Annotated in this window: 11 protein-coding genes; 7 read left to right on the plus strand and 4 right to left on the minus strand. The window is 42.5% G+C overall.

Going from position 1 to position 12,526, the window contains the following annotated elements; all coding sequences use genetic code 11:
* Positions 1-111 precede the first annotated feature (111 nt).
* The gene (locus CHRO_RS02870) at positions 112-723 is read left to right on the plus strand and encodes a chorismate lyase (protein ID WP_015152675.1); all 612 of its coding nucleotides are present in this window, start codon (positions 112-114) and stop codon (positions 721-723) included.
* A 56-nt stretch (positions 724-779) separates the two neighbouring features.
* Here the strand turns inward: CHRO_RS02870 and CHRO_RS02875 are convergent, their stop codons facing one another.
* Complete coding sequence (locus CHRO_RS02875; protein WP_015152676.1) at positions 780-2,411, minus strand: cyclic peptide export ABC transporter; 1,632 nt, start codon at positions 2,409-2,411, stop codon at positions 780-782.
* Between the two features lie 161 nt (positions 2,412-2,572).
* On the opposite strand from CHRO_RS02875, the gene ydiJ reads away from it, so the two are divergent.
* Both ydiJ and folB read left to right on the plus strand, forming a co-directional pair.
* Positions 2,573-5,596 (plus strand): D-2-hydroxyglutarate dehydrogenase YdiJ, encoded by a 3,024-nt coding sequence (ydiJ, locus tag CHRO_RS02880; RefSeq protein WP_015152677.1) that lies wholly within the window; start codon positions 2,573-2,575, stop codon positions 5,594-5,596.
* Between the two features lie 51 nt (positions 5,597-5,647).
* Positions 5,648-6,010: a dihydroneopterin aldolase gene (gene folB / locus CHRO_RS02885; protein WP_015152678.1), complete on the plus strand. Its 363-nt coding sequence runs from the start codon at positions 5,648-5,650 to the stop codon at positions 6,008-6,010.
* Positions 6,011-6,060: 50 nt separating this feature from the next.
* Here the strand turns inward: folB and CHRO_RS02890 are convergent, their stop codons facing one another.
* From CHRO_RS02890 to groES, 3 genes are all read right to left on the minus strand, one after another.
* Complete coding sequence (locus tag CHRO_RS02890) at positions 6,061-6,846, minus strand: DUF3891 family protein (RefSeq protein ID WP_015152679.1); 786 nt, start codon at positions 6,844-6,846, stop codon at positions 6,061-6,063.
* A gap of 269 nt (positions 6,847-7,115) precedes the next feature.
* Positions 7,116-8,756, minus strand: a complete 1,641-nt coding sequence (gene groL / locus CHRO_RS02895; RefSeq protein WP_015152680.1) for a chaperonin GroEL — start codon at positions 8,754-8,756, stop codon at positions 7,116-7,118.
* A 106-nt stretch (positions 8,757-8,862) separates the two neighbouring features.
* Positions 8,863-9,174: a co-chaperone GroES gene (gene groES / locus CHRO_RS02900; protein ID WP_039713348.1), complete on the minus strand. Its 312-nt coding sequence runs from the start codon at positions 9,172-9,174 to the stop codon at positions 8,863-8,865.
* 65 nt (positions 9,175-9,239) lie between these two features.
* Here groES and CHRO_RS31545 point away from each other — a divergent pair, with 65 nt between their 5' ends.
* The 4 genes from CHRO_RS31545 to CHRO_RS02915 all read left to right on the plus strand — a co-directional run bounded on the left by CHRO_RS31545 (position 9,240) and on the right by CHRO_RS02915 (position 12,437).
* A complete protein-coding gene (locus tag CHRO_RS31545; protein WP_181824263.1) occupies positions 9,240-9,389 on the plus strand; it encodes a hypothetical protein in 150 nt (49 codons plus the stop codon).
* A 100-nt stretch (positions 9,390-9,489) separates the two neighbouring features.
* Positions 9,490-9,942 carry a (2Fe-2S) ferredoxin domain-containing protein gene (locus tag CHRO_RS02905; protein ID WP_015152682.1) on the plus strand — a complete coding sequence of 151 codons (453 nt, stop codon included), beginning with the start codon at positions 9,490-9,492 and terminating at the stop codon, positions 9,940-9,942.
* Positions 9,943-10,455: 513 nt separating this feature from the next.
* Positions 10,456-11,103, plus strand: coding sequence for a response regulator transcription factor (locus tag CHRO_RS02910; protein ID WP_015152683.1), 648 nt, complete (start codon positions 10,456-10,458; stop codon positions 11,101-11,103).
* 281 nt (positions 11,104-11,384) lie between these two features.
* A complete protein-coding gene (locus CHRO_RS02915) occupies positions 11,385-12,437 on the plus strand; it encodes a pentapeptide repeat-containing protein (protein WP_015152684.1) in 1,053 nt (350 codons plus the stop codon).
* Positions 12,438-12,526 lie beyond the last annotated feature (89 nt).

The following is a 12,526-nucleotide window of genomic DNA, read 5'->3' on the forward strand; positions in this document are numbered from 1 at the left end:
CTCTTCAGCCCTTCCAATTGCTCGTACCTGCAAGTCTTTCTTCTGACTCCTGACTCCTGGCTCCTGACTCCTGTTATATTAATAAGAAAGTCATGAATTTTTGTAAACAAATTGACTGCGACTTATAACTTTACAGATAAGCAGGTACTACCTAAGTCTTGGCATCGTCTCTCACCCATTTGGGAAGGCGATGAGAACACTATACAACCAGGCTTGCCTCATACTCGTCTTGCTCCAGCTTGGCAGTTACTTTTGTTAGGTGATGGTTCTCCTACACGCCATTTACAATTGCTAACTGGGGAACCCACGGAAGTTGACGTGATTGATATGTCAGTAGTTGGCATGGATTTAGATGATGCACCAAGTATCATTGAAGCCGTACCAGGACCGAGATTGAGACGACAAGTGTGGTTGCGCAAACAATCAGGTCAGCGTTTGGCATATGCTGCATCTTGGTGGGAAGCCAGCCACGTAGATGAATATTTACAAAATCGTTCCTTACCAATTTGGGCTAGTCTAGCGCGTTTGCGGACTGAGCTATATCGGGACGTGCAAGGAGTTTATTACGGTCACTCAGAGGCTTTAGAAGCAGGATTTCAACACAAGGGACCCTTTTGGGGTCGTCACTACTTGTTCTGGCATCATGGAAAGCCTTTGACGTTGATTTATGAGGTGTTTTCGCCTTATTTAACAAAATATCTAGGGTTGACGCAAGTAGATTGAGGTAGTTGCCAACGAATTGCAAATCGACGTGTGCGCGAACTACTAGCAACACATATTCAATGCATATTTTTGTCATATTCGATCTTGCCGTAATCTAATTTTACGATCCGGTCTGCTAAATCGAAATAGCGATCGTCGTGGCTGACTGCTACAACTGCCTTGCCTCGGCTTCTCAGTTCTGGTAAAAGTTGAGTATAGAAAATCTTTTTGAATGCCGGATCTTGGTCGGAAGCCCATTCGTCAAAGACGTAAATCGCTCGATCTTCTAGATATGCTGTGAGGAGTGCTAGACGTTTGCGTTGTCCTTGAGAAAGTGCAGTGCTAGAGAATACTCCATTATCAATTTCAACTTTGCGATCGAGATGTAATTTTTCGAGGTATTCTTGTGCTATGCGATCGCCACTCTTTAAATTATCTAATCCCAAAAGGCGATCGAATAAATAGAAATCTGAAAACACTACCGAAAACTGCTGACGATACCACTCTCGGTTAGCATCAGTAATAGTTTGTCCGTCAAATTCTATCCTTCCAGTTTCAGGCGCGTATAGTCCAGTCAACAACTTTACGAGGGTTGATTTACCGCTACCGTTACCACCTACGATGAATATTAGTTCTCCAGGCGATAAAGTCAAATTGAGCGGTCCTAGAGTAAAGTGGTTGTCTTCTCGTTCTCCTTTATAGGCATGGGTTACTCCAGTTATTCGTAACGATTGCCAATCAGGATTTTGAATTGCTACTGGTAGTTTTCCTACTTCAGTACTGGGTGAGTTTAACGAGAGTCCCAATGTATTAATTTTTTCTAGTGCAATATTAGCTCGTAGCAGTTCCGGTAGCGCGTTGAGTACGCCACGGATGGGTGTCAGCATGAAAATTAGCGTCAAAGCATAACCAGACAATACCGCATTGGGAACCGCAAATAGCAACGGTACGACGAATAGGAATAGTCCAATTAGAACGAACAGCGCCACTAATCCCCAACTACCACCGATCGCAAATGAATTGGCTGCGGTTATGCGATAATGTTGCGATCGCACGGCTGTTGCTTGCAAGTCTTCTACTAAAAAAGCCTGTCTTCGCTGCTGGTGCAGTTTTAGTTCTTTAATTCCTTCAGTTACGGTATGGAAGTGCTGAAACAGCCTGTCTTGTTCTTCACGAGCAAATTTTAAGAAATGTCTACCGCGATAAATTAAGTATTGGTTGCTAAAAACACCTAATGGCATCAGCACCATTGTTAAGCTAAATAGCGGTAACGACAGCCAACTCAAATACAATAAGCAACCTAGCAACAATGCTACGAAAACACAAAGCATAGAGATGAGGACAGATGCATTGGCAATTATCTCAATATCTTGTGTTAAAGCCGCCAGCAGTCGTGGAATCCCAATTTCTTCTAGCTGTCGTAGAGGACAAGCTAAAATTTGACTCGTCAAATGCAGTCGAAGATCGAAAATAATCCGTTCTGCTAATCGAGCAATGTAGACTTGAGATGTTGCCGTTGAGATTAGCAGTATGAGGCAAAGTGCTACAAATCCTAGTGCTAGAACTGGGTTGACGTGATTGGTTACTCGCAATGATGTGTTAATTAGGGCAATAATTCCAGCACTACTCGCACCGCTGAGTACACTAGTCAGCACTGCTAAAGTGATACTTTGCCAAGAGGCGCTGAGAAAAAGGCGAATTAACTTCATTTACAGTTATCAGTTATCAGTTACCAGTTATCAGTCAAGAGCGATCGCAAAATAGTGAGGTAGCAATATATGAGTTTCAGTATAAATAATCTCTAGTAAATATTTAACCGATTGCTGTCATCAACTCTTTTAAAAGCTTTATTAGTAGATTGCGTATAATTATGATTCCCAAGCTAAATCTAAAGGACAACTTAAAACCCGAATATCTACTTTTTTTAGATGCACTGGCGAAAACACCATTTTCAGGAGAAATTCGCCCCGATTTTGCCAGTCGATTGATGATGTCAACTGACAATAGTATCTATCAAATTTTACCGCAAGCGGTTGTCTATCCTAAATCCGAACAAGATTTAGTGCATTTATTTCAATTAGCACAGCAAGAACCATTTAAATCTGTAACTTTCTCACCCAGAGGTGGAGGAACGGGAACTAACGGTCAATCGCTTTCCCCTGGAATTATTATTGATTGTTCTAAGTACATGCACCAGATTTTAGAAATAAATCTGGAACAGGGATGGGTACGAGTGCAGCCAGGGGTAGTTTTGGATAAATTGAATGCCGAACTAAAGCCTTATGGAGTATTTTTTGCACCGTCTTTATCTCCTAGTAACCGTGCGACGATTGGAGGTATGATTAATACTGATGCTTGCGGTCAAGGTTCGCGGATTTACGGACGCACTAGCAACCATATTTTAGAGTTAAATTGGGTTTTAGCAGATGGGACTGGGGGGCGATCGCACGCTATTAACCTTTATACATTAAATCATCTAAAGCAACAACCAAATAGCATCGGACATATTTACAGTCAAGTTAATGAAATTGTTACAACCAAGCAAAAAATCATCGAGCAAAGTTTTCCTAAAATGCCTCGATTTATGACGGGATATAACTTGGCAAAGGTTTATTCACCGCCAGAACAAACATTTAATCTAAACTGGCTTTTAGCAGGTTCGGAAGGAACGCTTGCTATTATTACCGAAGCCAAATTAAAGTTAACTCCGATTCCTAAATATAAAAAATTAATAGCCATTCACTATAACTGTTTTAACGATGCTTTATTTGCAGCAGAGACTTTATTAGCTTTTGCACCCGCAGCTATAGAAACCATTGACGAAAAAATTCTCAGTCTGGCGAGACAAGATGAGATTTATGAAAAAGTCAAACATTTTATTCTAGGTGCAAAAGCAATCAACTTAGTTGAGTTTAGCAGTGACGACTTAGAGGAATTAGCACAGAAACTTACTCGAATCTGCCAAAGCATTACCTTAAATCGAAACCAGCCTCAGCAACCAACTGGTTATTATTTGGCGCAAAACGAAACAGAAATTTCTCATTTATGGGACTTACGCAAACGTGGTGTAGGACTCCTTGGTAATACTAAAGGCGATCGCAAACCAATTGCTTTTATTGAAGATACCGCAGTTCCGCCAGCGTGTCTAGCTAACTATATTTGCGAATTTCAAACTTTACTCAATGCCTATCAGCTCGATTATGCCATGTACGGTCATGTAGACGTAGGCTGTATGCACGTTCGACCAGCACTAGACCTGAAAGTACCACAAGATGAAGCACTGATCGGAGAATTATCTGACAAAGTTGTGGCGTTGGTCAGAAAATATGGTGGTGTAATGTGGGGAGAACACGGTAAAGGTTTTCGCAGCGAATATACTCCTACCTTTTTTGGCGAACTCTATCCCGATTTAGGCAAAATCAAAGCAGCTTTCGATCCTGAAAATCGCTTAAATCCAGGCAAAATTGTCGCACCAAACGCCAGTTATAACGAAGTGGTACGAGTCGAAGCACCTTTACGGGGACATTTCGATCGCCAAGTTGCAAAAGAAGTGCGATCGCAATACGAAGTTGCTTTTAGCTGTAACGGTAATGGCGCGTGCTTTAACTACAATCCCGATGATGTCATGTGTCCGTCTGCCAAAATTACAGGCGATCGCATTCACTCGCCTAAAGGTCGTGCCAGTTTGATGAGAGAATGGTTGCGGCAATTAGCCATCAATAAAAGTGAAGAAATAGAAAAATCTGGAAGTTTACCCCTCAAGTTCTGGAATAATTTAACTAAGATCTGGGGAAGTTATGACTATTCCCATGAAGTGTATAACGGAATGCACGGTTGTCTCTCCTGTAAAGCGTGCGCTAGTCAATGTCCGATTCATGTAGACATTCCCAGTCTGAAAGCACAATTTCTCGAACTTTACCACACCCGCTATCTGAGGCATTGGCGCGATTATTTCGTTGGGAATATTGAAACTCTCGCCAATTGGCAATCTCACGCACCTGTCTTATTCAATTTTCTGACTCAAAACTTCGTGACGCGCTGGTTAATTCAAAAATTCGTGCGAATGGTCGATCCACCCGCAATCAGCACGCTGACTGTCAGACAGGGATTAAAACAAAGACAAGCACCAGTTTTTGATTTAGAGAAATTATCTACTCTTAGCAAGTTAGAACGAGCAAACAGCGTTATTTTATTGCAAGACGCTTTTACCAGCTTTTACGAATCGCAAATAGTTCTCGATACTTACGATTGCTTGCGCGAGTTAGGTTATACAGTGTACGTTCCACCTTTTTTCGTGAATGGAAAGACATTGCACGTTAAAGGGTTTTTAAAAACATTTCAAGCGATCGCGCAAAAAAATACTGACTATTTAAATCAATTAGCAAAACTAGAAATTCCCCTTGTAGGAATTGAACCTAGTATTGTCCTAACCTACCGAGATGAGTATATCAAAATTAAAGGTTTAAAAGCAAGCTTTCGAGTGCAGTTATTGCAAGAATTTTTGTGGGAAAACCAAGCGAGGTTAAAGCAAAAAATTGGCGATCGCATATCTGAATCAGATCGTTATTACTTATTCGGTCACTGTACCGAAAAAACGATTGCTTTAAACTCACAAAAACAATGGCAGCAGATTTTTCAAATGTTAAAAATTCCTTTGAGTTTAGTTGCTACAGGCTGTTGTGGCATGGCGGGTATTTACGGACATGAAGCCGAACACTATAATGAATCTCAAGGAATTTATGCTATGAGCTGGAGACGGCAAATTTCATCCGATGTAGAACAGAGAAAATTTTGTTTAGCTACTGGTTACTCTTGCCGTTCTCAGATAAAACGCTTTGATAGTTTCGTACCTTTACATCCAATTCAAGTCTTACTTTCGCACTGTAAAATATAATTAATTTAACACAAATTCTACCAATTACCAATTACCAATTACCCTAATTCTATGGACTGCATTCATCTAGAAAAAATCTGCTGTTATGGTTATACTGGATATTTACCAGAAGAACAGATATTAGGACAATGGTTTGAGGTTGATGTAACGCTGTGGTTAGATCTGTCAGTGGCGGGTAAGAGCGATGCTATTGAAGACACAATCGATTATCGTAATATTATTAGTAATGTTCAGCATTTAGTTAAGACTTCTAAGTTTGCATTAGTCGAAAAACTAGCAACAGCGATCGCGGAATCTATTTTAGCAGTGAAGGGGATAGAACAAGTTAAAGTAAAATTATCTAAACCCGCCGCACCCATACCAGATTTTAGCGGCAGAATTTCAATTGAAATTACGAGAAATGCTCGGGAATAAATTCCAATTCAATGTAGAGACGTTACATGTAACGTCTCTACATAACGTTTCTACATTGGAATCAAAACAGTAGACATATTTACCCATTCTGCATTTGCCAAAGCCTGACGCATTTGAGTTTCATCGGTAACCTTTTCATTTAAAACTCGCCCATCATAATTGAGTTTTACTTCATCTCGTTCAAATGCCCAAGGTTCAACTTTAATTTTGTCAAAATTATCATCTACAGGACTTAGAGTCAGAGTCGTTTCCCCAGATGCAGTAGGAATATCATGAAATTGCCTTTCCTCTCGCAGTCCCATACATAAAGCAAGTGATAATAAATCCCAAATTGCTACTAATTTGCGATTGCGTTGAATTACTTCTGGAGTTGTATGATTTGCATAGTAAGAGTCATTCTGTAAATAATTAACGAGCTGTTTTTGATAAGCATATTCTTGCTGCAAATATTCTTCTACTAACTGAGTAGATTCAGGTGAATTTTCCCATTTTCGGAAGCGCTCAAACAATCCCGTACCGTGGAGCGAAACCAATAACGCTGCATATCTACCGTAAGACGAAGTTAAATGCTTGACACCAGACCAAATCTTAACCGAGATTTCTGAAGGGAGTTCCATAAAATTATGGGGATAACCCGTCTGGAGATTTAAAGTCGGTTCGTTTTCCCAAAAGACCCAACCAATATCGTGTATTGCCGCACCAAGACAAACTTCTTCTCTAGGCGTAAAATTCCCAAAATCTTGATTTCCCCAAGCTTGTGCCAGACAACCTGCAATCCAAGCATGAGTTGGTTGTGCGATCGCAATTATTCCTGTTGGTGTTTGGCGGTGGAGCATCTCTCTGCGTTCTCGCTCGATTAACTTGAGATTAAATTAACATTTTCCTGTCTGTCGCCTAGCCATAGATATAGTCAATAGCTTCTGTTTTGGAAAATGGTAGAAATTTTAAACAGAGATGGATGCAGGTGGCACGTAAAATACAAATGCGATCGGTTTTTTGACTTTTAACTTTTGACTTTTGACTTTATAAAAAAACAGCCACCTCCCAAGGGAAGCAGCTGTATTCTTCACAATTGAGGTAAACAGTAGCCTACCTCTAACAAACTTTAGTAATCGAAATCTCCGCCACCCATACCAGCGCCAGCACCAGCAGGAGCGCCATCTTTTGGTTCAGGCTTATCAACCACGATACACTCAGTTGTCAGCACCATACCAGCGATAGAAGCAGCATTTTGCAGCGCGGAACGAGTCACTTTAGCAGGGTCAACAATACCAGCGCTAAACATATCGACGTACTCGTTTTTAGCAGCGTCGAAGCCGATATTGAAATCTTTTTCCTTGACGCGCTCGGCGATGACCGCACCGTTTTGACCTGCGTTTTCAGCAATCCGCTTCAGGGGAGAAGTTAGAGCGCGAGCTACAATTGATGCACCGATTAATTCTTCACCCTTGAGGCTGCTACTTGCCCACTGTTCCAACTGAGGAGCTAAGTGAGCCAAGGTTGTACCACCACCAGGAACGATACCTTCTTCTACGGCGGCTTTGGTAGCGTTAATCGCGTCTTCCAGGCGTAGTTTGCGGTCTTTCATTTCGGTTTCAGTTGCAGCACCGACTTTGACCACAGCAACGCCACCAGCTAGTTTAGCTAAGCGCTCTTGTAGCTTTTCTCTGTCGTAGGAAGATTCGGTTTCGTCCATTTGACGGCGAATCTGTTCGCAACGAGCCTTAACAGCTTGTTCGTTACCTTCAGCGACAATTGTGGTGTTGTCTTTGGTAATGGTGATCCGGCGTGCTTTACCGAGCATGTCTAGCTTGGTGTTATCCAGCTTCAGACCAGCATCTTCAGTAATCAATTGACCACCAGTGAGGATAGCGATATCTTCCAGCATAGCCTTGCGGCGATCGCCAAACCCAGGAGCCTTGACCGCAGCTACGTTGAGTACGCCACGCAGACGGTTAACAACTAGGGTTGCTAGCGCTTCTTTTTCAATATCTTCTGCCAAAATCAGCAGCGGACGACCAGAACGTGCAACTTGCTCTAGTACGGGGACTAAATCTTGTACCAAAGCAATTTTCTTGTCGGTAATCAAAATGAAAGGTTCGTCTAGAACAGCTTCCATCCGTTCGGGATCGGTAGCGAAGTAGGGAGAGATGTAACCTTTGTCAAAGCGCATCCCTTCGGTGATTTCTAGTTCGGTTGTCATGGACTTCCCTTCTTCTAGGGAAATGACACCTTCTTTACCCACCTTATCCATCGCTTCAGCGATCATGCTGCCAACTTCTTCATCGTTACCAGCAGAAATCGAACCGACTTGAGCGATCGCTTTAGAATCCTCTACAGGACGAGCGTGTTCGGCAATCTTTTCTACTAGGAAGTTAGCCGCTTTATCGATCCCGCGCTTGAGGGAAATTGCATTTGCACCCGCAGCAACGTTACGCAAGCCTTCTTTTACAATGGCGTGAGCTAATACGGTTGCAGTGGTTGTACCATCACCCGCAGCGTCATTGGTTTTGGAAGCAGCTTGACGAATTAGAGATACACCAGTGTTTTCTACGTGATCTTCTAATTCAATTTCTTTAGCGATGGTTACGCCATCATTGACGATCTGCGGTGCGCCAAACTTTTTCTCTAGCACCACGTTACGACCCTTTGGACCCAGCGTAACGGCTACCGCTTCAGCTAGAATGTCCATACCCCGTTCTAGGGCGCGACGAGCGTTTTCGTTGTAAATAATGCGCTTTGCCATAGTTGTCTTGCGATTTTGGATTTTAGATTTTGGATTTTAGATTTTGTGAATTGGTAGTTGGTAATTGGTAGTTGTGGATCTCCCATTACCCATTACCCATTACCGATTAGCTAACAACTGCTAAAATGTCTTTCTCAGACAACAGCACGTACTCATCTGTACCTAGCTTTACGTCTGTGCCAGCGTACTTAGAGTAAAGAACTTTGTCTCCAACCTTAACTTCTAATTCTTGGCGAGAACCATCATCATTACGCTTACCAGGACCAATGGCGACGATTTCACCAACTTGGGGTTTTTCCTTAGCAGTGTCGGGCAAGTACAAACCGCCAGCGGTTTTCTCTTCTGAGGCGCTGACTTTGACAAATACGCGATCGCCTAGTGGCTTAACTGTAGAAACGCTTAAAGATACTGCTGCCATACAAATTCCTTGCCTTGTTAGCACTCTCAACTCCTGAGTGCTAATTTAGCCAAAAGATAGAGATCGTGGCAACAAATTCGATTGTACGGGTTTCCGAACTAGAGAGTCGGGGGACAAGGGGGACAAGGGGGACAAGGGGGACAAGGGGGATTAGGGGGCGAAGGGGGACAAGGGGGACAAGGGGGACAAGGGGGACAAGGAGGACAAGGGGATAATGAGGAACAAGACAATTTAAAATGCAATGTGTATGCGTGTAAATTATGTAACTTACCCGTTTCATTCCCTGAAGCTGAGATTTTCTCCCTCACTCCTCAAATGACCGACAACCTGACACCCCAAGATGAAACCTGTAAACCAAAAGATGATGAAGCTTTGGCTGTTTGCGTCCAGGCTTTAGGTTTACCGCAAATTCAACGCCATGTTTTTATTTGTGCCGACCAGACTTTACCGCAGTGCTGTTCTAAGGAAGCGAGCCTAGAATCTTGGGATTACTTGAAAAAACGCCTCAAACAATTAAAACTCGATAAACCAACGAGCGATCGCCCCAGTTGTATCTTTCGCACGAAGGCTAACTGCTTGCGCGTCTGTACTAATGGTCCAATTCTCGTAGTGTATCCCGATGGGGTTTGGTATCGTCAGGCAACCCCCGAAGTTATCGAACGGATTATCCAAGAACATCTCATCGGCAACCAAATTGTGCGCGAATATGCCTTTCTCGTTCATCCTCTTCCAGAACCGACATCAGACGCGATCGCTGATGACAACTAGTGCAGCATCAGAGAAGTCAATAGAATTGGCAAAATAACTTGGCAAAATAACTAAAAAGCCATCAGTTCTTTTGCACGAGACCCCATCTCATCACAGTTTATTAAGGATAGTTACAAAGAATATTTGATTTAGCAAACAAAATTGACTGACTTTTCTCAGTACAAATTTTGGCGTTTGCTCCTACTTTAGTGGGTTTTACTGATTCTTTCAAATAAAGATAGGTATATTTTGCTATTGTATCAGGTTTTATACGACAACGCCGAAAAAAGAATATATAATGATATCGCCTAAGTTATACCAAATAGGGCGTATCATTAGGTGTCCGTACTAAGACTGAAATCTTTGCAGTTGCAGTGCAGCACTAAAGCTATAAATCTTCTTTGAAGATTAAAATGGCTTTCCGACTACAATTCAGCGAGACCGAGGTCAGTAAAATACCACCAAACCGATAAATTGCAAGAGAAACTGCTATTGAAAAGTTCGACTGACTCAATTGTGGCGAGTAAGCGCAGCATGAAGGAAACTAGCGTAAAAGAGCACAAGCGACTGCTATTAATAGATGATGACCCCAACCTCATATTACTCGTCAAGGATTACCTAGAATTCCGAGGCTATGAGGTCATCACCGCAGAAAACGGGCGAGAGGCTTTAGAAGTTCTGGAGCAGGAAATTCCAGATATGATTATCTGTGACGTGATGATGCCAGAAATGGATGGCTATCAGTTTGTCAATCAGGTAAGACAGGACGAACGCACCAGTTGGATTCCGATTCTATTTCTTTCTGCCAAGGGTCAAAGCCAAGACAAAATCAAAGGTTTAAACATCGGTGCTGATGTCTACATGGTCAAACCATTCGAGCCAGAGGAACTAGTGGCTCAAGTGGAAGCTTCTCTTAAACAAGCTTATCGCCAGAGACAACAATCAGGTGGCAACGGCGAAAACGAGACAAAAATTCAAGTTCCTTTTGACGTGCATCTGACGCAAACAGAGCTAAAAGTCGTGCAATATGTGGCGAGAGGTCTAGCTAATCGCGATATTGCCGAAGAACTGAATGTGAGTCAGCGGACAGTAGAAAGCCACGTGTCTAATATGCTTGGTAAAACGGGATTGCACAATCGTACTGAGCTAGCACGTTGGGCAATTGAAAATCAAATGGCATGACTCGACATGGAAAATTGGCGGCTGGAGGCTGGGGAATTCAAGAAAAAATGTAGCGGATTATGGCAAGAATAACTATATAGTTGAATCAGCACGACTGGCTGATGCCGTATAGATTAAATCCTGCTGTCATCTGCCTCCTGCTTTCTTGAGCTAGTGTTGTCTCAGTAGTGATAAGTTTAGTTTAAGTTTCTTATTAGGCGATCGCCTAAAAGAAGGTAGCGAATACGCAATTAGCTGCCTATCATGGGTAATACCAAGCTAGTGAGGATGCGGCAGTAGTAATGTTAGACCTGAACCACTGCTACAGAGTACTTGGATTAGAGCCTGGAGCCTCCCTGGAAGAAATTAACCAGGCGTATAAGGACTTGGCTTTTATTTGGCATCCCGATCGCATCCCGAAAGAGAATCAGCGGTTGCAGCAAAAAGCGCAAGAAAAATTAAAAGAAATTAATCAAGCGCGAGAGCAATTGCGGGTAATTCAGACTCGCACGGGTAAATTTACTCCCGCGCAACCAAAACCAGAGTCTCGCAGTAGATCTAAACAGTCGCAGGCTCATTCTCAATCTCATTACTACTCAGCGTCACAATCGCGCCAGCAAAGTTATTCGCAGTCGAGCAGCAATAATTCTCAGTCATATTACGATTCAACCGCGCGATCGCGTCAGCAGGCAAGTTCGCAGTCGAACGGCAATAATTCACAATCTAGCTACAAACAACCGTCGCAATCGCACTACGACTCTACTCAGTCGCACCAGCAGTCACATTCGCAATCTAGCTATAAGCAACCGTACCAGTCAGATTACTACTCAGCTTCACAGTCGAGCTACAAGCAGCAATCACCTCCCTCAAGCTATTACTCGGGATCGCAATCGCCCCAACAGAGTAGTTCTCAGTCTTACTATTCTGCTTCTAAGTCGCCCCAGCAAGCCACTGCTTCATCTTCCCCCCATCAACCTTACCGTCCTCACTATCCCGATATGACTGGAGCCGATTTACGGGGTGCTGAGTTGAAAGAAAAAGATTTATCGGGGAGAAACTTGAGCAAAGCTAACTTAAGTAAAGCCGATCTGAGCGATTCTTTTCTACACAAAGTCAATTTACAAGAAGCAAATCTGTCTCAAGCCAACTTATTTCGCGCCAACTTATTAGGCGCAAATTTAACTTCAGCCAATTTACAGGAAGCCAATTTAATTGGTGCTGACTTGAGTGGAGCAAATTTAAGTAAAGCTAATTTAAAAGGAGCAAAAGTAGGTACAAAAGACCGAATTATGGTCAAATTAACCGGAGCAATTTTAACTGGGGCAATTATGCCTGATGGCTCAGTTCATTCCTAGAAAATTTTCTTTGATTTTTGATTGTTGTACGAGTGAGCTTAGCAAATAGATTGACAGCTTTAGCTGAAGATCTTAGTAAAAACCAGTCC

It is taken from the genome of Chroococcidiopsis thermalis PCC 7203 (genome assembly GCF_000317125.1).
In the GTDB taxonomy this organism is placed as follows: domain Bacteria; phylum Cyanobacteriota; class Cyanobacteriia; order Cyanobacteriales; family Chroococcidiopsidaceae; genus Chroococcidiopsis; species Chroococcidiopsis thermalis.

Coding starts and splice junctions, on each gene's coding strand:
- ydiJ (WP_015152677.1), top strand. CDS start 2,573: ATGATTCCCAAGCTAAATCTAAAGGACAACTTAAAACCCGAATATCTA.
- CHRO_RS02890 (WP_015152679.1), bottom strand. CDS start 6,846: ATGCTCCACCGCCAAACACCAACAGGAATAATTGCGATCGCACAACCA.
- groL (WP_015152680.1), bottom strand. CDS start 8,756: ATGGCAAAGCGCATTATTTACAACGAAAACGCTCGTCGCGCCCTAGAA.
- CHRO_RS02875 (WP_015152676.1), bottom strand. CDS start 2,411: ATGAAGTTAATTCGCCTTTTTCTCAGCGCCTCTTGGCAAAGTATCACT.
- CHRO_RS02915 (WP_015152684.1), top strand. CDS start 11,385: ATGTTAGACCTGAACCACTGCTACAGAGTACTTGGATTAGAGCCTGGA.
- folB (WP_015152678.1), top strand. CDS start 5,648: ATGGACTGCATTCATCTAGAAAAAATCTGCTGTTATGGTTATACTGGA.
- CHRO_RS02905 (WP_015152682.1), top strand. CDS start 9,490: ATGACCGACAACCTGACACCCCAAGATGAAACCTGTAAACCAAAAGAT.
- CHRO_RS02910 (WP_015152683.1), top strand. CDS start 10,456: ATGAAGGAAACTAGCGTAAAAGAGCACAAGCGACTGCTATTAATAGAT.
- groES (WP_039713348.1), bottom strand. CDS start 9,174: ATGGCAGCAGTATCTTTAAGCGTTTCTACAGTTAAGCCACTAGGCGAT.